This is a genomic window from Streptomyces sp. NPDC052064 (assembly GCF_055585925.1).
The window spans coordinates 814,232-839,909 of sequence record NZ_JBVJJE010000001.1 but is presented as its reverse complement, the minus strand read 5'-3'; the positions used below and the strand labels follow the sequence as shown (position 1 = coordinate 839,909).

General features: G+C 66.8%; 22 protein-coding genes and 1 pseudogene. 16 read left to right on the top strand and 7 right to left on the bottom strand.

All coding sequences use genetic code 11. The features are described from left to right. Nucleotides 1-80: 80 nt before the first annotated feature. On the top strand, nucleotides 81-2,432 hold the full coding sequence (locus ACZ6TU_RS03990; RefSeq protein ID WP_467672342.1) for a protein kinase domain-containing protein: 2,352 nt from the start codon (nucleotides 81-83) through the stop codon (nucleotides 2,430-2,432). A gap of 98 nt (nucleotides 2,433-2,530) precedes the next feature. After that, nucleotides 2,531-7,012 (top strand): FtsK/SpoIIIE domain-containing protein, encoded by a 4,482-nt coding sequence (locus tag ACZ6TU_RS03985; protein WP_467672596.1) that lies wholly within the window; start codon nucleotides 2,531-2,533, stop codon nucleotides 7,010-7,012. Nucleotides 7,013-7,075: 63 nt separating this feature from the next. Here the strand turns inward: ACZ6TU_RS03985 and ACZ6TU_RS03980 are convergent, their stop codons facing one another. Beyond that, nucleotides 7,076-7,684 (bottom strand): hypothetical protein, encoded by a 609-nt coding sequence (locus ACZ6TU_RS03980; protein WP_467672340.1) that lies wholly within the window; start codon nucleotides 7,682-7,684, stop codon nucleotides 7,076-7,078. A gap of 141 nt (nucleotides 7,685-7,825) precedes the next feature. Then, nucleotides 7,826-8,086, bottom strand: a complete 261-nt coding sequence (locus ACZ6TU_RS03975) for a WXG100 family type VII secretion target (protein ID WP_003992186.1) — start codon at nucleotides 8,084-8,086, stop codon at nucleotides 7,826-7,828. A 204-nt stretch (nucleotides 8,087-8,290) separates the two neighbouring features. On the opposite strand from ACZ6TU_RS03975, the gene ACZ6TU_RS03970 reads away from it, so the two are divergent. The 3 genes from ACZ6TU_RS03970 to ACZ6TU_RS03960 all read left to right on the top strand — a co-directional run bounded on the left by ACZ6TU_RS03970 (nucleotide 8,291) and on the right by ACZ6TU_RS03960 (nucleotide 9,922). Next, on the top strand, nucleotides 8,291-8,551 hold the full coding sequence (locus ACZ6TU_RS03970) for a hypothetical protein (protein ID WP_467672338.1): 261 nt from the start codon (nucleotides 8,291-8,293) through the stop codon (nucleotides 8,549-8,551). A 39-nt stretch (nucleotides 8,552-8,590) separates the two neighbouring features. Continuing rightward, nucleotides 8,591-9,430, top strand: a complete 840-nt coding sequence (locus ACZ6TU_RS03965; RefSeq protein ID WP_469546405.1) for a hypothetical protein — start codon at nucleotides 8,591-8,593, stop codon at nucleotides 9,428-9,430. A gap of 90 nt (nucleotides 9,431-9,520) precedes the next feature. Continuing rightward, complete coding sequence (locus ACZ6TU_RS03960) at nucleotides 9,521-9,922, top strand: hypothetical protein (RefSeq protein ID WP_467672334.1); 402 nt, start codon at nucleotides 9,521-9,523, stop codon at nucleotides 9,920-9,922. Nucleotides 9,923-9,944: 22 nt separating this feature from the next. Here ACZ6TU_RS03960 and ACZ6TU_RS03955 read toward each other — a convergent pair whose 3' ends face one another. From ACZ6TU_RS03955 to ACZ6TU_RS03940, 4 genes are all read right to left on the bottom strand, one after another. Then, nucleotides 9,945-11,381, bottom strand: coding sequence for a PE-PGRS family protein (locus ACZ6TU_RS03955; protein WP_467672332.1), 1,437 nt, complete (start codon nucleotides 11,379-11,381; stop codon nucleotides 9,945-9,947). Between the two features lie 179 nt (nucleotides 11,382-11,560). Beyond that, on the bottom strand, nucleotides 11,561-12,238 hold the full coding sequence (locus ACZ6TU_RS03950; RefSeq protein ID WP_467672330.1) for a hypothetical protein: 678 nt from the start codon (nucleotides 12,236-12,238) through the stop codon (nucleotides 11,561-11,563). A gap of 351 nt (nucleotides 12,239-12,589) precedes the next feature. After that, on the bottom strand, nucleotides 12,590-13,192 hold the full coding sequence (locus ACZ6TU_RS03945) for a hypothetical protein (protein ID WP_467672328.1): 603 nt from the start codon (nucleotides 13,190-13,192) through the stop codon (nucleotides 12,590-12,592). Between the two features lie 78 nt (nucleotides 13,193-13,270). Then, nucleotides 13,271-13,414, bottom strand: coding sequence for a hypothetical protein (locus ACZ6TU_RS03940; protein ID WP_469546401.1), 144 nt, complete (start codon nucleotides 13,412-13,414; stop codon nucleotides 13,271-13,273). 1,059 nt (nucleotides 13,415-14,473) lie between these two features. Between ACZ6TU_RS03940 and ACZ6TU_RS03935 the strand changes: the two genes are divergently transcribed. The 8 genes from ACZ6TU_RS03935 to ACZ6TU_RS03900 all read left to right on the top strand — a co-directional run bounded on the left by ACZ6TU_RS03935 (nucleotide 14,474) and on the right by ACZ6TU_RS03900 (nucleotide 20,395). Beyond that, nucleotides 14,474-15,049, top strand: a complete 576-nt coding sequence (locus ACZ6TU_RS03935; RefSeq protein WP_467672324.1) for a hypothetical protein — start codon at nucleotides 14,474-14,476, stop codon at nucleotides 15,047-15,049. A 103-nt stretch (nucleotides 15,050-15,152) separates the two neighbouring features. After that, nucleotides 15,153-16,328, top strand: coding sequence for a hypothetical protein (locus ACZ6TU_RS03930; protein ID WP_467672322.1), 1,176 nt, complete (start codon nucleotides 15,153-15,155; stop codon nucleotides 16,326-16,328). 47 nt (nucleotides 16,329-16,375) lie between these two features. Next, the gene (locus ACZ6TU_RS03925) at nucleotides 16,376-16,954 is read left to right on the top strand and encodes a hypothetical protein (RefSeq protein ID WP_467672320.1); all 579 of its coding nucleotides are present in this window, start codon (nucleotides 16,376-16,378) and stop codon (nucleotides 16,952-16,954) included. A gap of 60 nt (nucleotides 16,955-17,014) precedes the next feature. Beyond that, nucleotides 17,015-17,854 (top strand): hypothetical protein, encoded by an 840-nt coding sequence (locus ACZ6TU_RS03920; protein ID WP_467672318.1) that lies wholly within the window; start codon nucleotides 17,015-17,017, stop codon nucleotides 17,852-17,854. A gap of 611 nt (nucleotides 17,855-18,465) precedes the next feature. Continuing rightward, entirely contained in the window at nucleotides 18,466-18,852 is a 387-nt protein-coding gene (locus tag ACZ6TU_RS03915) for a hypothetical protein (protein ID WP_467672316.1), read from the top strand. 28 nt (nucleotides 18,853-18,880) lie between these two features. Next, a complete protein-coding gene (locus ACZ6TU_RS03910) occupies nucleotides 18,881-19,093 on the top strand; it encodes a hypothetical protein (protein WP_467672314.1) in 213 nt (70 codons plus the stop codon). Between the two features lie 129 nt (nucleotides 19,094-19,222). Next, complete coding sequence (locus tag ACZ6TU_RS03905; protein ID WP_467672312.1) at nucleotides 19,223-19,630, top strand: hypothetical protein; 408 nt, start codon at nucleotides 19,223-19,225, stop codon at nucleotides 19,628-19,630. A 219-nt stretch (nucleotides 19,631-19,849) separates the two neighbouring features. Next, nucleotides 19,850-20,395, top strand: coding sequence for a hypothetical protein (locus tag ACZ6TU_RS03900; protein WP_467672310.1), 546 nt, complete (start codon nucleotides 19,850-19,852; stop codon nucleotides 20,393-20,395). A gap of 400 nt (nucleotides 20,396-20,795) precedes the next feature. Here the strand turns inward: ACZ6TU_RS03900 and ACZ6TU_RS03895 are convergent. Next, nucleotides 20,796-21,856, bottom strand: a pseudogene (locus ACZ6TU_RS03895) (hypothetical protein). A 572-nt stretch (nucleotides 21,857-22,428) separates the two neighbouring features. Between ACZ6TU_RS03895 and ACZ6TU_RS03890 the strand changes: the two are divergent. From ACZ6TU_RS03890 to ACZ6TU_RS03880, 3 genes are all read left to right on the top strand, one after another. Then, a complete protein-coding gene (locus tag ACZ6TU_RS03890; RefSeq protein ID WP_467672309.1) occupies nucleotides 22,429-22,926 on the top strand; it encodes a hypothetical protein in 498 nt (165 codons plus the stop codon). Between the two features lie 69 nt (nucleotides 22,927-22,995). Further along, on the top strand, nucleotides 22,996-23,802 hold the full coding sequence (locus ACZ6TU_RS03885) for a hypothetical protein (protein ID WP_467672307.1): 807 nt from the start codon (nucleotides 22,996-22,998) through the stop codon (nucleotides 23,800-23,802). A 102-nt stretch (nucleotides 23,803-23,904) separates the two neighbouring features. Further along, on the top strand, nucleotides 23,905-25,143 hold the full coding sequence (locus ACZ6TU_RS03880; RefSeq protein WP_467672305.1) for a mucin-2: 1,239 nt from the start codon (nucleotides 23,905-23,907) through the stop codon (nucleotides 25,141-25,143). Nucleotides 25,144-25,678 lie beyond the last annotated feature (535 nt).

Here is a 25,678-nt window from a genome sequence, read left to right as displayed (position 1 = left end):
GCTCACTACTGTGTCTGCGATAGCGAACACCATCAGATACGACCAGCGCACCACAACGCGTGACACGGGGAAGGCCCACCATGGAGACGCTGCAGCCGGACGATCCAACGGAGTTGGGCACCTACCGTCTCCTGCGAAGACTCGGTGCCGGCGGCATGGGCCGCGTCTACCTGGCCCGTTCGCGCGGTGGCCGTACCGTCGCCGTGAAGGTCGTACGTCCGGATCTGGCAGCGGACGGTGACTTCCGCGACCGCTTCCGGCACGAGGTCGAGATAGCCAAGGCGGTCTCCGGCCGCTTCACCGCCCCTGTCGTGGATGCCGACCCGGACGCGCCGCTGCCGTGGCTGGCGACGTCGTACGTGCTCGGTCCGGATCTCACGGAAGTGGTCGCTGCGCACGGTGCGTTGCCGGAGCGGACCGTACGGGCACTGGCTGCAGGCCTAGCCGCCGCTCTCCAGGAGGTTCATGGAGCGGGGTTGATCCACCGCGACCTGAAACCGTCGAACGTCCTGCTGGCGGCGGACGGTCCGCGCGTCATCGACTTCGGGATCGCGCGTGCGGTGGACGGAAACCGTATGACACAGACGGGAGTCGTGGTCGGCTCACCCGGTTACATGTCACCGGAGCAGGCGCTCGGTAACGATGTCGGCACGCCGGGAGACATCTTCTCGCTGGGTGCCGTGCTCGCGTTCGCGGCGACCGGCAGGGGCACGTTCGGCCACGGAGCCGTCTCGCACGCCTCGTTGCTCTATCAGGTCGTGCATGGCGAGCCCGATCTGGAGGGCGTCCCGCAGCAACTGCTGGGCCTCGTCCGCGCATGTCTTGCGAAGGACCCGGCGCATCGACCGGCGCCGTCGGAGATCGTGACGGCACTCGCACCACAGGGCGTCGAGGGTGCGCTCAGCGACTGGCTGCCGTCGGCGGTGGCATCGACGATCGCCACGCATGCGGCCGGAATACTGGACTTGGAGGCACCGCAGCAGCCGCAGACCCCGGTCGCCGCGTCCTTCGGTCCCGCACCGGCGATGGCGGGTGGGACACCGGCGTCAGCGAGCACACCGACGCCGGGGTACGGGTACCCGCCGACCTCAGGGCGCGGCGGTACTCCAGCGGCTGTCTACGGCACCTCGATGCCCGGCTACGCCACACCGCCGGGTGACGCGCCCACCCCGGGACACGGGACGACCACGCCCGCCCTCGCCACCGCCTCCACCGCTCCTTCCCGCCGCCGCGTCCTCGGTCTTGTGCTCGGCGGTGCCACCGCCGTGGCTGTGGCGGGCGGGGGCGCCGCTTGGTGGCTCGGCCAGGACGGTGACACCTCCGGCGGGGAGACCGGCGCGAGTGCCGTCGGTGGTTCCGCACAGCCCGTCGAGGAGAACTTCACCACCCCACCGGCCGGAGTCGCCCCCCAGCCGCTGTGGCACGAGCAGGCGGCGGAGGACAGCACCACCACGGATGTACCGCTCCTCATCCATGACGGCCTGCTCCTGGTCAGCGGCGACCCTTTGGTGGCGTACGACGTGAAGACCGGCGATGCCCGTTGGTCAAAACCTGACGTCTGTGCCCCCGGCTCACAACTCTTGTTCCGTGACGGCAAGATGTTCCTGACCGATGGTGGCGCCGAGGGAGTCCTTGTCGCGCGCGATGCGAATACCGGCGAGGAGGTGTGGCGCAGCCGCCTCGGCAAGCAACTCAACATCGAGGGCACCATCGCCATCGACGACAAGAACGTGTACGTCACGGTGACCGACTACGGCCGAGCCGCGAGCGCCACCGAGTACCGCACTGCGGTCGCCGCAGTCAGTCACAGCACCGGTAGAAAGGTGTGGCTGCAGCACCGGGACTGGGGCACGAAGGACTACGACGTCCAGGGCACCGTCTCCGGCAAGTACCTCGTCTACACAGACTCCAACTACAACCTCACCGTGCGCGACACCGCGACCGGTGACCAGTTGTGGACCCAGAAGATCGGCGACGACTGGGCCTGGCAGCCCGCGGTCGCGAACGGCCTGGTCTTCCTGCCCGGGGAGAAGCTGACAGCGGTCGACGCGGAGACCGGCAGCACACGGTGGACGCTCTCCCCCAAGGGCCGCCGTGGCTTCAACAACCCAGCCGTCATCGACGGGGTGCTCTACGTCAGCGACTACGACCGCGGAATCTGGGCCGTCGACGTCAAGACCGTCAAGCGGATCTGGCTCTGCGAGGACCAGGAGCGTGGCGGGCCGGAGACGTTCGTGAGGGTCGGCACGACGCTGTACTGCGCCGCCGGGCCCCTGTCAGGGGGCGTCATCGCCCTTGAGGCCAAGACCGGCAAAGTGCGCTGGACCTGGACGGACAACAAGGACTCCGGCGCTCCGTGGCAGATAGCCGCCGCGGGAAACCGCCTGTTGGTGACGAACGGTCCGGAGATCTACGCGATGCCGGCGGTGTGATGCCGGGGCGCTGGGGCGCTGTGCCGGGGACTGCCATAGTCTCCGTTAGCTGAAGTTAACGAACGTGGCCACAGGGGCCGACGGGGAGGATGACCACCATGCGGATGCTGGTCACGGTCGTACGCGAAGGCGGTGAGCCGGAGGACGTCGTCGTCACCACCGACGACACCGCCACGGCAGCCGACGTCGCGGAGGTGTTGGCGCAGACCGTCGGGCTCAGCGCCGATCCGCCCGGCGGTGGGTCGGGGAACGTCCTGACCATGCCCGGCACCTCGCTGGCTTCGCTGCCCGGCTACGGCGCGGCGGTCACCGGAGCGCCGGCACTGTGGGCCGACGGTGTGCTGTGCGATCCTGCGGCACCGGCAGCCGCCGTCCTGCGGGACGGCATGCGCGTCTCCGTCGAACACTCGATAGGGCCGCTGCTGCGCAAGGGCGAGCCGGTCGGGCAGTACGAGTTGCGGGTGGCCGGCGGTCCCGGGTCCGGGCGGGTGGTCCGGCTGGGCGTCGGCGCCGCCACTGCCGGATCGGCGCCGACCTGTTCACTCCCCTTGCCGGACGCGTCACTGCCTCCGGTCGCCCTCCGGCTGACGATCGACCTTCAGGGCAACGTCACGCTCACCCCGGAGGCCGGGGCCGGTGTCCGACTGAACGACGACGCGGTGACGGCCGGGACTCCCTGGCCGCTCGGCGGTGTCGTACGGATCGGCGACTCGCTGCTGGTGCTCGACAAGGTGGCCGAGCCGGACGCGCACCTGTCCCTGATGAGCGAGGGCGGTCTCGCCTACAACCGCCCCCCTCGGCTGTCGCCGCTGCGGCCTCGGCGGCGGCTGGCCGTGCCGGTGCCGCCCAGCAAGGGGGAACGGGCGCGTTTCCAGTTCATCATGGCGTTCATGCCCATGCTGTTCGGGCTGGCCATGTACCTCTTCACCAAGCAGATCTACATGCTGCTGTTCTGCCTGATGAGCCCGCTCATGATGCTGGGGCAGTGGATCAGTGAGAACCGCGAGGGCAAGAAGAAGCACAAGACGTCCCTCAAGCAGTACAAGAAGGACCTCGCGGCCCACGAGGCCGAACTCGTCACCCTCAGCAAGGAAGAGCAGCGCGCCCGCCGCGAGGACAACCCTGACCCGGCCGAGATCCTGCTCTTCGCGACCGGCCCCCGCCGCCGCCTGTGGGAGCGCCGGCTCACCGACCCGGACGCGATGCAGCTGCGCATCGGGCTCGGCGCCCTGCCCTCCGACGTGGAACTCGTTTTCGCACGTGGCGGCTCGTCGCACGACGAGGAGCCCCCGGAACCCCCGGTCCTTCCCGACGTCCCGGTCACCCTGCCCTTCGCCCGGCTCGGCGTGGTCGGCATCGCGGGTGACCGTGCTCGCGCCCTCGCCACCGCGCGCTGGCTGAGCGTGCAGGCCGCCGTGCTGCACAGCCCCCGCGACCTGTCACTGGTCTCCCTGGCCGCAACGCCCGCCGCCGGCGCCGAGTGGCACTGGGCGCACTGGCTGCCGCACACCAACCCCGACGAGGGGCAGGACTGCGTCGCCCTGGTCGGTTTCGACTCGGAGGGCATCAGCCGCAGGGTCAACGAACTTCTCAACGAGCTGGCTCGACGCAAGGCAGCCCGCGAGCAGCACAACATGACGGGCCAGCTGTATCCGGACGCCAATGTGTTCCTGATACTCGACGGGGCACGGTTGTTGCGCCGCGTACCCGGCGTCCCGCAAATCCTGACCGAGGGCCCGCAGTACGGGATCTTCGCCCTCTGCATCGACGAGGACGAGCGGCTGCTCCCCGAGGAGTGCAAGGCCGTCGTGGCGTGGTCGCCGGACGCGGCCCACCACGTCCGGGTGCGCGGCTACGGTTTGGAGGCCGTCGGCGACGTCCTGGCCGACCAGGTCCCCTACGAATGGTGCGAACTCCTGGCCCGTTCCCTCGCCCCCGTCCGCGACGTCAGCCGCGACGACGCCGATTCCGCCCTGCCCACCTCGGCCCGGCTGCTGAACCTGTTGAACCTGCCCAATCCGGGCGGTGTCGACGTCGAACGCATCTGGCAGGCGGGCGGCTCGACGACATCGGCACCCATCGGTGTCGCCGCCGACGGCCCCTTCGTCCTGGACATCCGCCGTGACGGGCCGCACGCGCTGGTCGCCGGTACCACCGGTGCCGGTAAATCGGAGCTCCTGCAGACGATCATCGCATCGCTGGCGGTGGCGAACCGCCCCGACTCTCTGAACTACGTCCTCATCGACTACAAGGGCGGCAGCGCGTTCATGGACTGCGCCCGCCTGCCGCACACCGTCGGCATGGTCAGCGACCTCGACGCCCACCTGACCGAACGGGCCCTCGCCTCGCTCGCGGCAGAACTGCATCGCCGGGAGCGGATCCTCTTCGACGCCGCCGCCAAGGACATCGAGGACTACAACGACACTCGCAAGCTCCGTCCCGAACTGGAGCCGATGCCCCGGCTGGTCCTGGTAATCGACGAGTTCGCGTCCCTGGTCGCCGAACTGCCCGACTTCATCGCGGGACTGGTCGACATCGCACGACGGGGCCGCTCCCTCGGCGTGCACCTGATCCTCGCGACACAGCGTCCCGCGGGTGTGGTGAGCGCCGACATCCGGGCGAACACCAACCTCCGCATCGCCCTGCGGGTGACGGACGCCGCCGAGTCGATGGACGTCATCGACGCACCGGACTCGGGCGCGATCTCGAAGTCGACGCCAGGACGTATGTACGTCCGTTCCGGCGCCCAGTCCCTGATCGGTGTGCAGTCGGCCCGTATCGGTGGCCGTCGCCCCGCCACAGGGCAGACGGGCCCGAAAGCCACACTGATTCCGTTGCCCTGGAACGCTTACGCCCGTCCGCTGCCCAAGCGGGAGGAGGCCGAGGACGACGGCACGATGGTCACCGACCTGGCCGTCCTGGTGGACGCGGTGCGCGACGGCGCGGAGCGGATGGGCTTCGGCGAACAGCGCAGCCCGTGGCTTCCGCCGCTGGCGGAGTCCGTCACGCTGGACGAACTGTCCACTTACGGTGGCGCACCAGCCACCACCCCTGGCGACGACGTGGCTCCGATCCCGTACGGCCTGGTCGACCTGCCGGCGAAGCAGACCCGCATGCCGGTGTCCTTGGACCTGGTGCAAGGTGAGCACACCCTGCTGCTCGGTGGCGCTCGCTCCGGCCGCTCGACGGCACTGCGCACGCTCGCCGGCTCGCTGGCCCGCAACACATCCCCGCACGATGTGCACGTCTATGCCATCGACTGCGGCTCCAATGCCCTACTGCCCTTGGTACGTCTGCCGCACGTTGGCGCCGTCGTGACACGCGATGAGCCGGACCGGGTCCGCAGGCTGATCCAGCGCCTCCAGGTGGAGGTCGCCCGCCGTCAGCAACTGCTGGCGATGGAGGGCGCGTCGAGCGCAGCGGAGCAGCGCGCGGGAGCCTCCCCGGAGGAGCGCCTGCCCTGGATGGTTCTGCTTCTGGACAGTTGGGAAGGTTTCGCGTCGACCTTCGAGAACTACAACTACGGCCAGTTGCTGGAAGCGGCCCAGAGACTCTTCCGTGAGGGGTCCGCAGCGGGACTGAAGGTCGTCATGACGGCCGACCGCAGTGGTCTGAGCGGTCACGTCTCCTCGGCCTTCGCTGACCGCCTCGTCATGCGCTTCGCCGACCCGAACGACTATTCAACGGCCGGTCTCCAGGCCCGCGAGGTGCCGAAGAACATGCCGCCCGGGCGCGCCCTGCGTATCACGGACACGGGCGTGGACGAGACGCAGATCGGTCTTCTGGCGCAGGACCCGGCCGGCCAGGCACAGGTCCGCGCGCTCCGCGAGATCGCCGAGGAGGCGCGAACGCGCTACGGCCGCGTGCCGGCGGGCCGCCGGCCCCTGCGCGTCGACGCTCTGCCGACGCGCATCACAGCGTCGGAGGCAATGGCCCTGGACCCGGACTTCGTGCCGCCGTCGCCGCTGTGGGCGCTGGTCGCCGTGGGCGGGGACGAACTCCACCCCATCGGCATCGACTTGGAGGAGAACGGGCCCGGGTTCGTCATTGCAGGCCCGCCGAAGTCCGGCCGATCCACGGCACTGCTCTGCGCCGCCGAGTCCCTTTTGCGCGCAGGTACTCCTCTGGTGGTCGTGACACCTCGCCGGTCTCCGCTGCGGGAGCTCGAAGGCCGAGAGGGGGTTCTCGGCATGCTCAACGCGGAAAGCTCGGGCGACGAACTGGAGGAGCTCCAGGACCAGCTCGGCGGACGGCCGTACGTCGTCGTGGTCGACGACGCCGAACTCCTCTACGACGCGCCGCTGGACGAGCCGCTGGAAGGCGTCATCCGTAAGGGAGCCGACGGTGGCGTGGGCCTGCTCGCCGCCGGCACTACGGACTCACTGTCCGGCCAGTACCGGGGCTTCGCGGTCGAGGCCCGCAAGTCCCGCAACGGCATGCTGCTGACACCGCAGAGCTCGTCGGACGGCGAACTGTTCGGCATCCGGCTGCCTGCGAACAGTGGGGGCGGGGCAGCGGGCAGTGGATTGTTCGTGGCCGGCGGGGCGTTCGTGCCGGTTCAGGCCGTGATGAACGCGTAAATCGTGAGGGGCTCCCGCTAGGTGAGCGGGAGCCCCTCAGCGCTCACCTGTCTGGCTCTGGGACTACTGCTTCGTGTTGCGGACGCCCTCGTCACTCGGCTTATTGCCACCCGCCGACGAGGCGGGCGGTTCATCCGGACCGAACGTGCGAAGAATCCAGAGACGACGCCAGACCACTGCCGTGACGAGGCCGAGGCAGATGATGGCCAGAGCTGAAGTGCCGTAGGCGGGCAGGTTCGCCGGCGGGTCTTCCACCCAAGCGCGGGCGAGGATTCGCGATGGGGCATCGCGGTCGTACGTGACGACCAGTGAGGCATCGGTGTGCGTGTCGGGGTACATCCCGGCGTAGTCCGAAAGCTTGACCTCGTTACCGGCCCTGGGCCCGGTCACGAGGCGAACCTTGACGTACTTCGGTTTCGAGTCGACACCGACGACCGTGGCAACAGAATCGACGCCACGGGAGCGCAGGTCCTGTACCAAGCAATGCGGAGGGAGACAGAGAGTAAGAGCTATACCGATGCACAGCAGGAATATCCCGGACAGTGCCAAGATCACGCGACGTTGCGGGAGCTTCGGCCGCGGCTTCCACGCAGTCGCATCGGCGGCAGCTTTGCGTGCCTCTTCCACGTGGGGTGGGAGTTGATACCGGTCCGTGTGGCGTTTGCTCTTCATCTTGGCCATAGTCATCGCAGGGACGCGGACGCCAGAGCTTGGTATTTCTCCTCAAATGCCGCCGGGGGCACCCCGTCCGAGGTTCCAAGACCTCGAAGGAATGCCCCGGCAGGCTGCGACATCCAGACGTTCCGCGTCGGCTCAGGTGGCGCGCTCGATGTTGTCGGCGCTGGTGTTGGCCGACTTGCTGGCCTCGTTCAGCGTGTCGACCCACTTGTCGAACGTCGGCTTCACGTCGTGCCAGTCGTTCCGGAAGCGGTCGGCCTTGGGGCCCTTCCAGTAACCCGAGCTCTGGCTGGTGGCCGTCTCCAGAGCCTTGATGAGGCCCTGGAGGTCGGTGGCCTTCTTGCCGAAGAGCTTGGACAGCTCCCGAAGCTGAGTGAGATCTGCACCGCGATCCATGGCGATCCTCCCCGTGTCACGTAGGTAAACGGACTATCCGTTTGCAACAAGGGACGCTACCGCACCAGCCGTAGTTGCAGTCCAGCGCCTTCGGAGATCGGAGTTTCGTGTGAACAAGTGGTGTTCACCTGGGTCAGGAGCCCGATGAACGTCTACACGGAGCGCCAGTATGCTGGGGAGCCTGGGACAGCGGGGGAGGCTGCTATGGCAAATCCTGACATTCAGGAACTCAACCAGCGGGCCAGCCAGCTGAGGTCGCTGGCCGACCACATCGATTCACTTGTCGATGCCGCCAAGAAGCACAGCACCACCGGGATGAAGACCTGGTCGGGCCCCAACGCGGACGACGTGCGCGGGCGGCTCAAGAGCTGGCAGACGACGTGCGGCACCGTCGCCAAGGCGCTGCGCGACGAAGCGCACCAGTGCACGCAGGACGCCAAGGACCTGAAGGACGAGAAGAAGTAGCGGGCGCTGCCCCTGCTACGGCGAGAGGAACCCGTACCAGTGCCCTCGTACGACAGCTCCCGAGCCCGCTTCAGGCTGGCCGACCGTCACATCGCCGTGTTCGCACACCTCGTGGACGGCGAGACGCCACCTGAGGAGCTGTGGGAGTCATTGGTCGAGCTCCAGCGCATCGGCCTGGTCGGTGAGGAGGGAGAACTGGCTCCGGTGCTCCGCGAGCCGCTCGGCGCCCTGGCCGACCCGATGGTCATGATCCAGGTGGAGATCACGGGCGAGCACGGTGTGGTCAACCATGGTGTGGTCGTGGGACAGGAGGCCGTGATCTCACACGACGGCTGGCCGGGAGAGGAGGAATCCGAGTACGTCTCCATCGAGCCGAACACCCTCGTGTGGGAACTGGCCCGCAAGGTCAACCTGCACCGCGGGGAAAAGCCGGTGGAAGGCGCTCCCGAGGTTCGAGTCGAGACGACCATGGGCGCTCTGGACGCCGCGTTCGTCGCCCTGGAAGAGCCTGGTGCCGACGACGACGCGACCCGCGGCCTCGTCCGCAAGGCACTCATTGAGGCGGACACCAAGCTCAAGGACCCGGTCCTGGGCCAATTCCTGGACTTGGTCGTCTCCCTGAATGCCACCTGGCGCATCACCACGGCCTGGGACGGCGAACACGAGGCTCAGCGCTCCACCATGGTCCGCGCCCTGGCCGTCTGGGACTGCGGCCCCCTCGGCTACTGGATCCGCGAACAGCCCGAAGAACCGATCATGCCGGGCCAGGTCGGCCCGGACAGCGCGCTCGTCCTGGTGAAGTCCGACTCTGCCGAGGTTTGGGAGAAGATGACGGATCTGTTGCCGGACAAGGAAGAACTGCTGATCGCGGGTGAGTGAGGCCGGAGTCTCGGACATGTCCGAGGTGCATCCGCGTGCGAGCCGAGAGGAACTGCGGCGTTGGGGCGGCACGCTGGGGTCCTCGTATGTGTGCCCCTGGCGATGACCGGGTGTGCGTGGCTGGCTCAGCATCAGGGCGCACTGGTGTTGGCGGGCGGGTTCCTGGCCATGCTCGTGCTGGCCGTTGCCTGGGCCATGTGTGGTGCCGGACCGGGTGCGTGTGGAGACGGCCGGGCGTGCACGGTCGTGACCACTGATACCGCCAAGCCCGGCACCTACGAGGTGGACGACCCCGACGGCTGCGACGACGACCTCAGGGAGGGGCAGAGCGTCACTCTGGTGGTCGATCCGGAGGGCTGGCTGAAGCCACGGCTGAGCAGTCACGTCAATGGCGCTGCGTCATACCTGATCTGGACGCCCGCAGGGCTGCTCACCGCGACGGAGAGTTTTGTACTGTACGGGCGGCTTGGGAGGCGGGGGCTGCGAAAGTGATGCGCAGTCCCTGAGCGGTACGTCAGAACCAGTTCATCGGATTCGCCTTGGACTTGGCGATGCTCTTCCCCAGGTCCTTGGCCTTGTCACCGACCCAGCCGGCCGCCTTGCCCGCGCCCTCCTTGATGTCGTCCCAGTGCTGGACGACCTTCGCGCCGCCGTAGATGAGGCCCGTCCCCACCGCGAGGCCGATGGTGATCGGGTTGGGGGCGACCATGGCGGCCGTGAGCGAGGCATTGAAGCCGACCTCGGCGACATCGGCGACGTACGCGGCGCCCTTCTTCTTGAAGGCGTCGACGGGATTGCCCTGAGAAATGACGTTGGCGGCGCTGAAGCCGGTCGACAGGACACCGCCCACGATGCCGGCGCCGCGCAGGAACCCGGCGGTCTTGGCGGCGGCGCCGAGGCCGGTACGCAGGGCCCCTGCGCCGCGCGCGGCGTTCGTGGCTTCAGCGACGGAGTTGGCGAACCGCTGGCTGTTCGCGGCCTTGGTGAAAACCTTGATCAGGCTCGCGTTGCCGGCGCGGGCGACAGCCTGGCCGGAGTGCGTGAAACCGCCGTACATCCTGGCCGCCTGGTCGGAGCCGACCAGGAAGTCGATGACGCCGTTGGCACGGAGCGTGTTCATCAAGGGCGTGGCACGGACCCAGTTGTAGCCCTGGCCGATCAGGTCTCCGCGAATGCCGCTGGTGAGGGGGATGCGGGAGAGGTTCTGGTAGGTGGTGCTCCGGCCGAAGAGGGAACCGAGCTGACCGGGCAGCCAACTGCCCGGCGCGCTCAGGGAACGCAGCTTCGGAGTCCACTTGATCAGGCCGTTGCCCGCAGACCGTATGAGTCCGCTCTCGGAGCCGCGCAGGACCACGCCGAGCCGTGTCTTCCAGGTCCGAAGGGCGCCCGCCTTCAGCGAGTTGCCCAGCAGCACCTTGGTCAGTGACGTGCCCTGGAGGGTGACGACGGCCGTGGCGGCGGTGACGGAGCCCCAGTCGCCGTACAAGCCGATCACGGAGGCGATCGTCTCTTCGTGCGGCTGGAGCCCGGGGATCTGGGCTATGGCGTGAGCCTCCAGCCGCTGGATCCAGTCCGCCAGCGACTCGTCGGGCCGCCGCTTGAACTTGTAGGCGTTCGGATCTTCGCTGGCCGCGACGGAGTTGGCCAGGAGGAGAGCGTCGGGGCCGAGACCCTCGCTCTTGTACTTCTCGATCTCCTTGGGGCTGAACCCGGCCCACATGAGTCCGGCCTGCGGGTCACCGCTCTCCAGCCGGGCGAAGACGGCCCGCTTGCGCAAGTCCGGTGCTGTGTCCTTCACCCAGCTGCGCAAGGGCTTGAGCGTGGTCAACTTGCTGGTTACGCCGAGCCTGGACGCTCTGGTGAATGCTTCGTCCAGCCCGTCCTGGACCCCGCCGCGCCCGTCGAGCAGCTTCGCGAGCTGGTCCAGGTCGTCCGGATTGACATTCCTCATGCCCACGTTTCAATTCCCCAGAGCGCGTGTTCCGGAACCAGCCGGTCAAGGCTGTGGAGTTACTGCTCCATGGTACGGACGAGGCTTCCGTGAGACCGTTGGATCACCTTCTCTTTACCATGTGCGAACGCATTCTTCAGGGAAGCTGTCGGTCTGACTCCCACGCTCTTCGGCAGTGCTCAACCGATACGCAGGAGTGCGTACGCGAAGACGAGACGCCGATCCAGCCACGCGGCCCGGACCAGGAACCTGCGGTCGCTCTCGGACGTCAGGACGAGTTCGTCGCCGGCCTTCCACTCGAGGACACGTGACTTGGCCGGTTGATCACCGCCCTCCGCCCCCATGTCGGCGACGGCTTGGACGACGCCCAGCAGCAGCTTGCCTGCGCCGCGCTGGACCATGTCCTTCGGGCCGCCCTTCGCCCACTCGGCGCTGCTCACGATCTCCGGGTGCCCTGGCTGGGCGATGCGCCAGGTCGGCTTCAAGGCGTGCTTCAGCGGAGCGATGCGCTGGATCGTGCCGATGACCTGTCCCTGAACGTCGCGCACTGTGTAGTGGCGACGGCCCTCGACCTCCTGCGGCTCGTCGAGGGAGCAGAGCAGCCTGCCGCCCTCCGCGTCCTCGTAGAGGCGCCGATCGTTCGCAGCCGACGACTGGGGAGGGAAAAAGGCACAGGGTGCGTTGACCCGCTGGACACCCGAGCCCTGCGGGACCCTGAAGGCACGGACACCGAGTGCGGCCCGCTTGCGCTGCCCTGCGGCAGGCCGTTCCTCGTCGGTGATGGCGAATTCCCAGGCGTCCGCCCAGGGGACGACGTGGATGGGAGGTTCGTCGATGTGCCTGTTCTTGCCGAACACGGTGCCTCTCCGGGTCACTGCGAGGATGGGTTCCGACCATAACCCCGCCCCGTGAGGCCGCGGTCGGCCGGGCATCTGGCCGGAGAGGCCGAGTTGCGCACGACGGTGCGTGCTACGCGCTTGTCCGCTTCATCCGTACGACGTCGTCCGACGACTCCGACACTTTGAACAACACACCCGCGAACTCGACCGTGTCGCCGACCCGTACGCCCTCGTAACCGGCCACCTTGATGTCCGCGCGGCTGCCGCTGATTCCGCCGGTCTGTGCGTCGCTGCCGACGCACGCAGAACGAACCGCCTGCTGTCGGAGGTGGAGCTGAGTTTCTGTTGAAGGCGGACCGGCAGAGTTCGTTACTCCGCCGTGTCCGAGAATTTTTGCATCAGGGCGAATGGGGACGACAACACGGCGCCACCCAGCGTGAGGACTTCAGTGTCCACCTCCTCCAGCACGATGGCGATCGCCAGGTCTATGGCGTCAACCGGGCCGGTGGCCGTGCCCGTGCTGCCGGTTCCGGCAGACGGGGTGTACTGACCGGACTCCATCGTGAGCCGGACGCCCTCTCTCTCCAGGACCTTCACACTCCCCCACTCCTCGGAGGAGTAGACGTACTCCCGACTCTCGTACGCGATGCGCAACGCCCGGTCCTCCTTTCGCAGGGCCCGGGCGTTGAAGCGCAGCTCCGCGTGCCGGCCGTCAAGGGTAAGCTCGGCCTTGAAGAGCGAAGGCCGTCCTGACCTGCGCTTCCCGCGGAAGCTCGTCTCCGGGAAGGCGGGACCGCTCAACCGAACGGTGTCCATCCCCTTTTCGAGCGGCCGGTAGAGCGGGCAGCGCTCCACGGTGACGGGTCCGAAGCACCCTGCCTCCCCCGTGAGCCCGACCCTGGGCAACTCTTTCTTCGTGCTGATGCTGTACGGCGCCAGTTCGAACTTCCAGGACTCACTGCTCGTTTCCATGGCGACACCTGCTCAATTCCTGCGGACGTTCTTATTCGAGCTGTGAATCTCGCCGCGCTGCGGCCCACTCGGTCGTTGCTAGTCGAACGGGTTGAGCGCACTGCCCAGCTTCTTTGCGCCGTCGGCAATGTCGTTCCTGACGTCGCTCGCCTGGTCGCACACCCAGTCGGCTGCCTTGCAGGCGCCTTCCGCGCTGTCGTCCCAGTACTCGACGACCTTCACCCCCCCCCGTATACGACGCCGGTCCCTACAGCGAGGCCGATGGTGACCGGATTGGGTGCGACCATCGCCGTGGTCCAGGGTGGCGATGTTGGCCACGGAGAATACCGTCGCTCCCGCCGACCCGACGATGCCCGCCCCGCCCCAGCCCCGCGGTCTTCGCTGCCGCGCCGAACCCATCGGCCTTCCCGACCGTCCAGAGGCTGGCCTGTCCCGCGCGGATAATTTTGCTGCCCTGAGCGGGGCAGCCCGCCGCACATGCGGGCCATGTCGTCCGACCCGGCGAAGAAGTTGATGGCCTGATTGGGGGTGAATCCCAGCAGTTTGGAATTGATGAAGCCGCGTCGGCGCAGCGCATCCCACGCGTTACCCCAACGGTCGCCCAGGAGGCCGGAACTGAAGGGAACCGGGGGCGGACAACGAGCGAATCGGCGGGTTGTACTTTCCAAGCCCGCCCAACGCAGGATGGGGTTGCTTCCGGGCGCGGTCCACCGTTCCGCGAGGGCAGCCTTCATCGGCCCTAGCTTCCCTGTCTTCACTGGCGTGAACCCTGCCCACAGCAGCCCGGCCATCGGGTCGCCGTTCTCCAGGCGCAGGATGGCGGCGCACTTGCGCAGATCCTGGGCCTCGCTGTGAGTCCAGGACCTCATCGGCTTCAGGGCGACGGAAGCCCGCTCACCCCTAGTCGCGCGACTCGGGTGAAGGCCTCGTCCAGGCGGTCCTCTACGCCACCGCGTCCTTTCAGAAGTTTCGACCGTGCTCCAGGTTCTCGTGTTTTGCCACCCGAAGCGAATTCTTCCCCGTCTCTCGATGGCCGGATGGGCCTCCGCCGATCGCGTCTCAGGCTATGCGGGCCCCTCCCGTTCCACCAGGCCCGGTCCGCCCTTGGCACGCCGTGAAAGTACTGCGCGAGGCTGGTTCACCCAGGCCACCGTGCTGGTGAGACACCGCACTATCGGGCATAACCGGCAAACCCACCTAACGGGGCCCTACTAGCTCGCTGTTGAGGGCGGTGGGTAGCCTGACCGGAACGGAGGCCAATCAGAGTCGAATGGAGCGGTCGTGGGCGGCGCGGACGGTTCTGGAGCGGGCGCATCGACAGCGCCGTACGGTCAGGCGGTGGTGTACGAGGAGAAGCTGCCGAGGCGCTGGACGATCGCTACCGCGGTGGTTTTTGCTGTCTGGGTCGTCTATCAGGCCAGCATCCTGCTTCCCGAGGACAGCACGGTTTGGTTCGTCATACTCGGGTTTTCGACGATCCTCGCGCTCGTATTCAATGCTGTGCCGATTTCCAAACGCATCTATAATCGAATTCATATTCGAGACGGGCGGCTGACCGTGGGACGGGAGACGATTCCGGTGGAGTCGTTGACGGTCGACTCACTTCGGGAAGTTCGTGAGCAGCCAACGGATGCGGAGTTCGTCGCGTCCCTGGCTTCGCGGTCGCGTGAGGAACTCGCGGAGTTGCGACGGAGGAGCGGTGCGACCAGGCCGCCCCGGATCATGGGTGGGGGATGGTCCGTGCCGATGGGCATGGATCAGGTCGTGGTCGAGACCGCGCAGGGCGAGTCGCTGCTGATCGCCACTCACCACCGCGAGGCGCTGGTGGACGCACTGATGCGAGCCCGCCAGACCTAGAGCAGGGGCCCGGCTCCGAGGCCCGCAGTCTCGGTAGGCCGTTCACATGCCTGTGCTGCTTCCTTCTGGGGAAGGAGCCGACTTGATCACCTGAAGGAGCCTCGTGACAGGCAAGCTGAACAGAGTGGTGAACCCGCAAGACCTCGAACAACTGGCCAAGTTGCTCGATGGGCGGGGAGGAGTGGAGGACAAACTCAGCGAGGCATTCACGCGGGCCTCGGCACTCGGGGTGTCGGACAAACTGACCGCGATACGGCCGATGCATTCCTGGGTATCGGACACCGCGCCCGCACTTCGCAGGAAGGCAGCGTATGCCCGCCTCGAGGATGGCGATCCGCTGGCCGGCCTGCTGCTCGCCGGATTCACCCCCGAGCAGCTCAAGAACAAGGATCTGCCACCAGATGTCCTGCTAGTCGCCAATGCGACCGCGTCCGACGGCGAGGTCGACGATGACTGGCTCAAGAAGAAGGACGGCGAGACCCTCGACGACTGGCTCGTGAGGGTGCAGGGCGATGCCGTCACGCAGCTCACCGGCAACGAGAAACTGGGCAAGGCGGTCGCGACGTACATCGAGGGAGCCGCCAACCTATCGGCGTTCTTCACGTCGTCCACCACGGCGCTGCTGGGCGGCAAGTCGCTCATCTCGTACTTCAAAAGCTCCAAAGTGCTCAATGCGCCGGGCACCTTCACCGCCCGCCTGATCAACGGCCACTGGGACAAGCTGTCCAGGATTCCGAAAGCCGGGAGTTGGCTCACCCGGGTGCCGACCAGCGCGCTCGCGGGATCCGACGAGGCGGCGATGCTCGCCGGATACATGCGCAAGGGCGCCTTCTACATGCCCACCTCCACCGAGGCCAACCTGCTCCGCGTCGCCCAACGCGGCGGTCTCGCCAACGCAGCCAAAGCCGCCGGATGGATTCGAGGCGCCGGCATCGTCGGTTCCGTCGGCGCCACCGCATGGGGCGTCGCCAACCTGGCGACCATGGATCACGGCAAGGCGTGGAAGGAGGACAAGGCCAAGTACCTCTCCAACTGGACCGGTACGGCCTTCAACGCCTCGCTCACCGCCGCTATGGTCGCCCCCAACCCGGTCACCGTCGGCCTCGCCGTCGGCACTGGAATCGCCTATGCCGGAACCCTGGTCTGGGACAACTGGGACAGCATCAGCAAGGGTGCGGAGGAGGCCGCGGACTGGGTCGGTGACAAGGCCGACAAGGCCGGTGAGGCCATTTCCGACGGCGCCAAGAAACTCGGCAGCGCCCTCAACCCGTTCGACTGATGCCGGCCATGGCACATCCGCGCCGAGCGGCGCGAGGGGAAGGAACCATGCAGCAACACACGTACACCCTTGACCACTGGGAGGACCGTTCAGGTCACCGGCTGTCCTGGAAGTTCGGGTACCGGGGGACGGCAGGGGAGTTCGGGAGGATCGAGGTGGTCTACCCGGCGAGTCGGCACGGCGACCGTCACGTCACCGAGGTCAGGGGGGACACCATGCCCGCCACCTCCTTCATGGGCTGGGCCCACGGACGAAAGCCCTCGCTTCACATGGGGCAGCTCAGTGTCGGTGGGACCGGAGTCCGGCTCAAGCGCAACCGCTGGGCACAGACCAGAGCCGGACGGGCGCTGCGAATGCAGGCCGCCGGGCGGGAGTATCGCTACCTCGCGACCAGCGCACGGCACCGCGACCGTGCCCTGATCCGGAACGGTGTGGAGATCCGGACCACTCGGCGCGGCAGCGGTGCACGGAAGAAGGCGACTTTCACCGTCCTGGGGCAGGCCGACGCCACTGACCTCGCCCTGGCCGCCGTGATGTGCGGTGTCAACACCCGCAACCTCACCCGGGCCGGGGCTGTTCGCGCCTTTTTCAACAGGTCGCTGAGCTGGCTGGAGATTTTCCAGTGACCCCCATGAACTTCCTGAGCCATCGCCGCCAAACGTTTCCGCTGACGAAAGCGACACGCAATGCCCTCGTATGACAGCACGCGAGGTCGGTTCCGGCTTGCCGAGAGCCACCTGGCCGCCCTCGGTCACCGTATCGAAGGGGAGGAGGTGCCCCGGGAGCTGGCCGATGCCGAGCGCGAACTGCGCGAGGCCGGCCTGACCGACCAGGCCGGCAACCTCGACCTCGCGCTGAGCCCGCTGGTCAGCACCCTGCGGGCTCCCACCGTCGTCCTTCATGTGGAGGCGCTCGGTGAGCACGGCACCCTCCATCATGGCGTCACCATCGGCGACGGCTACGTCTACTCCCATGAGTCCTGGCCGGGCTCCGCAGAGTCGGAGTATGTCCGGCTGGAGCCGAACATGCTCGTCTGGGCGCTGGCGCGGATGGTCAACCTCCAGGGAGAGGACACCGTGGACGTTGCCACGCCCGAGATCGAGGCCACCATGGCCGTCCTCGACGCGGGGCTCGCCACCCTGGACAGCCTCCATGGTCTGACGGCCGAGGAAGGCGTCGACCGGATAGCCGAAGCGTTGAAAGGCGCCGGACTCTCCCGGAAGTCGCAGCTCAGCACGCTTGCCAGGTTGATCGCCGGGATGCGTTCCAGCTGGCGGATGACCGCGGCATGGCAGGGGCACGACGGGGGGACGCCAGCCTTTCAGGTGCGCGGGTTCGCGGTGTGGGATTGCGGACCTCTCGGCTACTGGCATCGTGAGCTGCCCGCCGAGCCGGTCCTGCCCGGTCAGGTAGATGACACCACTCCGCTCAAGCTGGTTCGGGCCGATGCCAAGGAGGTCTGGCAGCTGATCACCGATCTACTCCCGGCCCGAGAGGAGTTCGCGGCTGCGCCGCACCCGGGGTGAGCGGGCCCTGCCCGGAATCATCCTGGGCCGGACCCAAGTCGCCAATGGCGGTGAAGAACACCTCCGATAACCTTTCCGGCCACACGCCCGGCGATCTCCTTGACGTCGCCGCTCACCCACTCGTTGCGCCCTACGGTCTCTCGGTGTCCCGGCTGCTCGATGCGCCCCGTGTGCTTCAACCGACCGCCTTCGGCGGTGCGTGGCTGAGTGTCCCGACGACCTGCCCCCTACCCCTTGCCCCCTGCGGCAGTTGTCCGTCGATGTCCGCGGCCGGTTCGATGTAGCACAGCGGGCGCCGCGCGGGTCCTCGTACAGGGTGTGCCCGGGGCGCGAGGGCAGAGCCCGGGCGGCTGCGTTCCGGCGGACCCGAGGTGACGCGCACGGAGCCAGGACCCGCAGGTCCTTCGAACCCCTCGCACGCGTACCGCGGGTTTGCCGTGCACGGCGCTCTTGCGCTCGACGGTCATAGCACGTTCCACGGTTCGGGCGCGCACGGGCTGACCCGTGGTCTGTGTGGGCCGGTCGCACGTCTACACCCGCTGTGCAGGCGATACCTGATAACGATCTATGGTTGATTGCTCAGCATCATGGACTCATCATCAGGAGATGCGATGCGGAAGTATCGAGTCGCTCGTGGCGCCCTTGCGTTGGCCGGCGCTGTCACCCTCGTCGTCGCCGCGACGGGCAGCGCCAGTGCGGCCGACACCACGTTGCGACTGAAGCGCGGCGGGCACACCATCGGCAGTATGACCCACCTCGACCCCGACCCCGACACGTTCCGGGTGTGCGACACGCGGGCCGACGGCCACGGTGTCACCGGCAAGCTCTACATGTACATGGCCGGGTGGCAGTTGAAGGAGACGCAGGGGGACGGTGGCGACGCCGGCTGCGGCTCCTTCGACTACAACGTCGTCCCGTACGCTGCCAAGTATCTGATGAAGCTGTGCTGGAACGGCCCCGGCGGGGCCTGTGTCCAGAAGGAGTTCACCGAGGACTGACAAAGCCGCCGCGTTGCACGCGGGGTTCATGCCAGAGGAGTTGAAGGGCGCGCACCTTCCGCCCGACGTCATGCTGATCGCGAACGCCTCTGTTGCGAACGGCGACAAGTTCGACACCGAGTGGCTGGAGCGGCAGAAGGGCGAGATGCTCTCGGACTGGATCCAGCACATCAAGGGTGATGCCGTCGCCAAGGTGACGGGCGATAATTCGGGGAAGTGGTCGGGGATTACATCGACCTGACGACAATGGTCTCTACGGTTCCGGGCGCCTTCAAGATGACGGCGGTGGGCGCAACTCAGCTGATCCGGCATCCCGATTTTCCCTGCACGTAGCAAAGCCCTGGCTGCAACCATTGGGGCACGTACTCCTGTGCCGATCCTTGATGTGCTGACCGGAAAGGACAGTCTCGCGGCCTTTTCGGGGAAGAAATGGGCTTGGGAGGCAAACCTGCTCAAGGTCGGCAAGAACGCCGGTGCTGTGAGCAGGGCGACCGGAGCGAGTCAACTGGGTGCCTTCGCCTCCGGAGCCGGGACAGTGATGCGTGCGGCCGACGTCGGCGGCAGCGCGGTGTCCATGGTGCTCGGTGCCGTCGACCTTGTACAGGAAGGAAACCTTGTCGAGGCCTTCAAGCGGGACAAGGTTGCATATGTGGCGAAGGCTTCCGGCGTGGCTTTCCATGCTTCCATGACGATGGCCATGGTCGCGCCCACCCCCCTTCACGATCGGCGCCGCTGTGGTCACGGGGGCCGTCTATGGTGTCGCGACCATCGCCGATAACTGGGAGACCGCCAAGAAGTTCCCGGGAAAGGTCGCAGACGCCGGGGCCTGGGCAGGGAAGAAGATCAGTGAGGGAGCTGGGAAACTTGCCGACGACGCGAAGGCGCTGGGCATTGCGCTCAATCCCTTTGCTTTATCCTTCGTGGCGGAAGAGGTTAGGGTCGGAGAATGTCCCGATTTTCATTCGAGCTTGAGTGTTTCGCGAATACAATGACGTCGATGAATCAACGTCACGTGAACTGCTGGCGAGGTGACGTCGGCGGGCTGGGCCCAGTTGAACTCGTCGTTCCTGCCTTGGAGGTCGTTCCTGTTAGCGAACGTGCCGAGTACGAAGGCGCCATGGTGACTGGTGAGAACATTCCGATGTCCTCCTTCAAAGCTCTCCGGTACGGCGGGCGGCCTCGCGTGGCCGAAGGGAAATTGAGCGTGGCAGGGCAGCATGCGTCCTTCACTCGGAAGACCTTGCGGATGAGTAGAGGCGCCCGGGCTCTGAGGATCTGGGCCGTGGGGCGTGAATGCCGGTACCGGGAGGAAGGGAACCGGCGGCATCACGTGCTGGAACGCCCCCGGTCCCGCATCCTCATGACCCGTTCCAGTGCGTCAGATCCGGAGATCATTTCCGGAACGGCTCACGGAGCTGTGGATTCTGTTGACATCAGTCTCGCGATCCTGTTCGAGGGTGTGTACACGCGCAACCTGTCGTTTCGAGGTGCGCTGATCTCGGCTCCGGGAAGATTCATGGATTCGGTGTCCAAGCTCTCTTGATTTTCTACAGACCTCAAAGCGTGGTGTCGGTGGGGCTGACGGCCCTCGATCCCTGCGGTACCCCGACTGCGTGAGGTGCGCGCAAGGCGGCGGGCTGACCCATGAACGGCGGGCCTTCTGCGGGAAGTTGCGGGCAGAGACGGCCGAGCGGTTCGCCCAAGGCGACGAGAACGCGGTCATCGCGCACAGCGGCGGGTCAGCGTTCGATGGGTACAGCGCTGGCGCAAGGCCTGGTCAGAGGACGGTTCGGGAGCCCTGGCCCTCCCAAGCCGGCCCCCATTGCCGCCGCTCAGCGACCGGCTGTGCACGTTTCTCTCACTGAGGTCTCGGCGACCTTTGTGGCGAGTGCCCCCACGCGCATACGCGTGAGGGCTTGTCAGCAGCGGCCACATGCGGGGGCTCAGCGGTTGACGGCCTTGATCTCCTGGACGATGACGTTCTGCTCATTGCCGAAGGTGCCGTTGGGGAAATCGCCGCCGGCGTCGCCGGTGCCTGTCCAGGCGATCTCCCAGGTGATGGTGGCCTGGAGTTTGAAAGTACCGTCGCCGGAGGAGCGAAGGTACTTGATCCCGCACGGCGGTGTCTCGCCGGACTTGCCCTTGGCGTAGGGCTCGCCGATGCAGCCGTCGGAGTTGATGGTGCACTCGCCCGAGGCCGGGTAGGTCTCGGCGTCCTCGGTGCCCGGCTCCAGCTTGAGGGACAACGGCTTGGCGGTGGTGGTGGCCTGGATGTTGAAGCCGGGGACGTTGATGGCCGCCGTGGCCTGGACCTCGTCGAAGACGGCCTTGTCGAGCCAGGCCCAGGTCGGCAGGTTCACCTTGGTGGTGGCCTCGGGGGAGAGGGTGACCCTGGTGTCGGGGAGCTCCATGTGCTGGTAGGCAAGGACGGCGAGTGTTTCCGGGCTGATGGCCTCTTCGCGCTGGGGCGGCGGGGCGTCGCCGTTCTCGACCCAGAAGGGGAGGTCGGTGCACGAGGTCCGCTTGAGGTAGTCCGGCTCGTTGGGGTTCTCGCCGCCGGCCCAGAACACTCCCTTGCCGTCGTTCTCGACGTTGTAGTCCTTGTAGCCGGGGGTTCCGGGCCAGCCGTACCCGTCCTCGTAGTGGCGCTTCGTCTGGCCGATCGCCGAACCCCGCGGACCTGCCCATTCCGGGGGGCGTACCAGCAGGGAGGTGGTGTCCAGTTGACGTCCGAGGACGTCACGTTTCCGGTGCTGCCCTCCTTGGTGACGGCTCCGGAGTACTGGATGCGGGCGGCGGCGTAGATGCCCGTCGTGTCGCCTACCTGCACGGCCTCGTAACCGGTCACCTTGATTCCCGCACAGCTCGCGCTGAATCCGTCGGACTGCGCGTCGCTGCCGACGCGGACGGTGATTGACAAGCGGGTCGGAGATGTCCATACGACGCTGTTGTCGAGCCTGGGCCCCCTCGGAGGGAACCCATCAACGCGGCGGCCAGCATTCATCGGTAGGTGGAGAAGCAGAGATTGTTGTCCGCTGGTTTCCCTCCGACTTGAGCGAGTCGGGGCCGCCGCCACCGCGGCTCTGACTTCCTCGTCCTGCGGATTCAGGACCACCTGGTAGGAGCAGATGGCCGGAATTCCTTCAGCCGTCTCTCTCGCCACATGCAGCTGCTTCTGGAGGGCCTCTCGCGCCGCCGATGCCGCAGATATCGGCTTGCATGACGCTTTGGGGTGGATGAGGTAATTGACCTGTTTGCTGTTTGCTGGAATGGCGCGGTGCGTGCTGTGCGCTTCCCCCGGCCAGCCTGCCATGTGGTTCGATTGCCTTTGCTTTGCGTGCCTTGACGTGGCAACCCAGTTGCGCTGTGCGGCTTGCCGGGCTGGGTGAGACGCTGTTCTCAAGTGCCTGATGTCGCGCCTGTCTGTGGCCGTATGGATCGGGTGGGCATGGAAGTGACCGGACTGATGGATGAGGGGAAGGCGTCAAGCGTATGAGCGGGGTGTCGTTCGAGCTGCAGCGTGCTGCGTCATCCGGCAAGGGTCCTCATGGCGATACCTACTCGTGGGTGGGGCACGTGGAGGGACTCGGGCGTATCGAGCTGGCCTTCCCTACGGAGTACAGCGACTACCCGTCGGAATATTGCGAGGTGGCCGCGAGCGGGCAGAACTTGCCGCTCACCACATATCTCGGGCTGCGCTATCTCCGTCGCCCGCTGCTGGCCAGTGGGGAGCTGCGGGTCGACTGGGATCCAGCGGAGCTCTCCAGGAACGTGTGGTGGCCCGGCCGCGGGGGGCGTGCCCTGCGGATCTTGGTCAAGGGGCGTGAGTACACCTACGCCGAGCGGGGTGGCAAGCGCAGCCATGAACTGGTGCGCTCAGGTGCCGCCGTGCACATGAGGCGTTCGAGCTGGAGTAACCCACGCACTCTTTCTGGGACATGCCTGGGCGAGGCGGATGCCCTCGACATCAGTCTCGCTCTCGTCCTTGAGGGCGTCTACACGCGGAACCTCACGACGCGCGGTGCGCTCGTGTCGCTGCCCGGACGGTTCCTCAACCGGTTCAGCTCTCTATGATCACCGGTCAAACGATCTCTGATTCTTCAATTATCTCTGACTTCAGGGGGAAACAACAGAATGCCTTCCATGGACGCGGCCCGGCGCCGATTTCGGCTGACCGATTCCCATGTCAGCGTGCTGGGATTTCTTGTGGAAGAAGAGCAGATCCCCGATGAGCTGTCGCAGGTACGGGCCGAGTTGCGGGATTCAGGATTCCTCGACGCCGAGGACAAGATCTCGGCCGATCTCTATCCGCTCGTTGCGACACTCATGGAGCCCCGGCTCATTGCCCGAGTCGAGATGACCGGACCGCAGGGTGTCACCCAGAGCGGAGCCGTCATCGGGGACGATTTCATTTACACGCACGAGAACTGGCCTGGTGACGCCGAGTCGGAGTACGTCCCCGCAGAGCCCGAAACGCTGGTGTGGGCGCTGGCCCGGATGGTCGATCTGCACCGGGACTTCACCGAAGAGGGGGACTCCGGTGAAGTGATTACGTCGACGATGAGCACGTTCGATGGTGTGGTCGAGCGTATGGAGGCGGGGCAGCTCGAAGAGCCGGAGGCTGTGGCCCGAGCAGTGGACGCCCCGGTGCGACTGGCCGAGGTGCTGGCCCAGCTGAACTGCATGTGGCGAATCACCATGGCCTGGCGGGGGGCTGAAACGAAGGGCAGCGGGCTGGCAGTACGGGCCCTCGTAGTGTGGGACTGCGGAGTCGAGGGGTACTGGCTGCGGGAGTTGCCTGCCGAGCCCATCATCGAGCGTCAGGTGGACGCGAGCAGTGAACTGCGGGTTCGGCGTACCTCGGCCAAAGAACTATGGCAGATGATCACGGATCTACTTCCGGACGGGGCGCAGCTCGCCTCCGCACAGCACTCCCAGGCCACGTCCTAGCCCGGCGGCATGCCTCGGCGTTTCTGAGGCCGTCCGTGGCGTTCGAGCCTTTCGCTTAGCGGCACCGGCCCATCCACACAGCGCAGCACATGACGGGGAAGAATGAGCGACAGTTCCAAGCGCATGGCCAATCCCGAGGACATGGAGCACTTGGCCAAGCTACTCGATGGTAGAGGCAATCTGCGGGACAAGCTGGACGAGGCCTTCACCCGGGCTTCTCGACTTGGGGTAGGGGACAAGCTGGGTCCCATCAAACCGATGAGGTCATGGACCGACGACACGGCCGTCGACCTACGTCGGCGGGCGGCCATTCTGCGGGCCGAGAACGGGGACCCCCGGGCGGCGGCGCTGTACGCGGGATTCCGGCCGGAGGATCTCAAGGCTGGGGAACTCCCGCCTGACGCCATGCTCATCGCGAACGCCGCCATCGCGAATGATGACAAGTTTGATGCCGCCTGGCTGCAACGCAAGCCGGGCGAGACGTATCAGGATTGGCTGCAGCGTATCCCGGGTGACGCTGTAGGCAAGATCAGCGGCAATGAGAACCTCGGCGAGGTCGTCAGCGACTACATCGACCTGACGGCCCTCGTCTCGACCGTTCCGGGCGCCTTCTCGACGGCAGCCCTGGGAACGTGGAAGCTGTACAAGCGTTTCAAGCATGGCGACTTGATGAAGGCGCCCGGGACGACACTCGCCCAGATCCTCAAGGGCCAGGGATCCAAACTCCTCCCGGCCCGAATAAGGCTGCTCGGTGCGCAGATCGGCCGGAGCACGCCCCCTGTCGTCCTCAAGATCCTCAGCGGATCTGACACACTCGCCCAACTACACGGCGGGCGCCTGCACGCCTGGGAAGCGAACCTCCTCAGGGTCGGGAAGAACGTGGGCGCGGCCTCGCGGGTCGCCGGGGCGAGCCGACTGGGGGCGTTCGCCTCCGGAGCGGGGGGCGCACTGCGTACCGCCGGATTCTGGCGTGCGACAGGCATCGGCGGCAGCGTTCTGGCCACGGGCATCGGGGCCGTTGACGTCATGCAGGAGGGAAACCCTGTCGAGGCGTTCAAGCGAGACAAGGCGGGATACGTTGCGAAGGTGTCGGGCGTGGCCTTCAACGCCTCGCTCACTGCCGCCATGGTCGCGCCCAACCCCGTGACGTTTGGTGCGGCAGTTGTCACAGGCGCGGTCTACGGCGTTGCGTCCATCGTCGATAACTGGGAAAAGGTCAAAGAGTTCCCTGGAAAAGTCGCGGATGCCGGAGCCTGGGCAGGGAAGAAAATCGGCGAGGGGGCGGGGAAGCTCGTCGATGGGGCGAAGGAGTTGGGCAGTGCCCTCAATCCCTTTGATTGATTTTGCCCTGGAGAGCTGTAGGGCAGGAGACAGCCTCAAATATCGTTGAGAGGCGGGGCTTGATCCCTGAGTGAGTGCACTGCTGGGGGAAGGCACGGCAATTGCCGCCTGCGTAGGAGGCCCTTCGGATACGGGCGGTGGCGGCGTTGGTGGCGGGCCGGCCTCGCGAGGATGTTGCGGCGGTCCTTCAGGTCTCTCTCAAGGCCCGTGGACAAGTGGAAGGCGAAGTGACTGGCAGGCGGGCGGGAGGCGCTGGTGCCCAGCTACGCGGGCGCCGGGTCGGCGAACATGAGGTTCTCGATGACGTCGAGCGGCAGGCGATCCAGCAGGCCGTACCAGATCACCGCCCCTGCGCCTGGGCCAGGCTGGGCAACTGTGGACGCGTGCCGCGGATAGGAGGGTGGTCGAGCAGGACACGGAAGCGGTCCGCGTCCGGAGGAAGGAGACATGGCCTGCTATCCGCGCGCAGAAGAAGGCGAGGTTGGCTAGGTGCCTTTCGCTGACCAGCCCGGCATACGTTCCATCAGGACGGGCC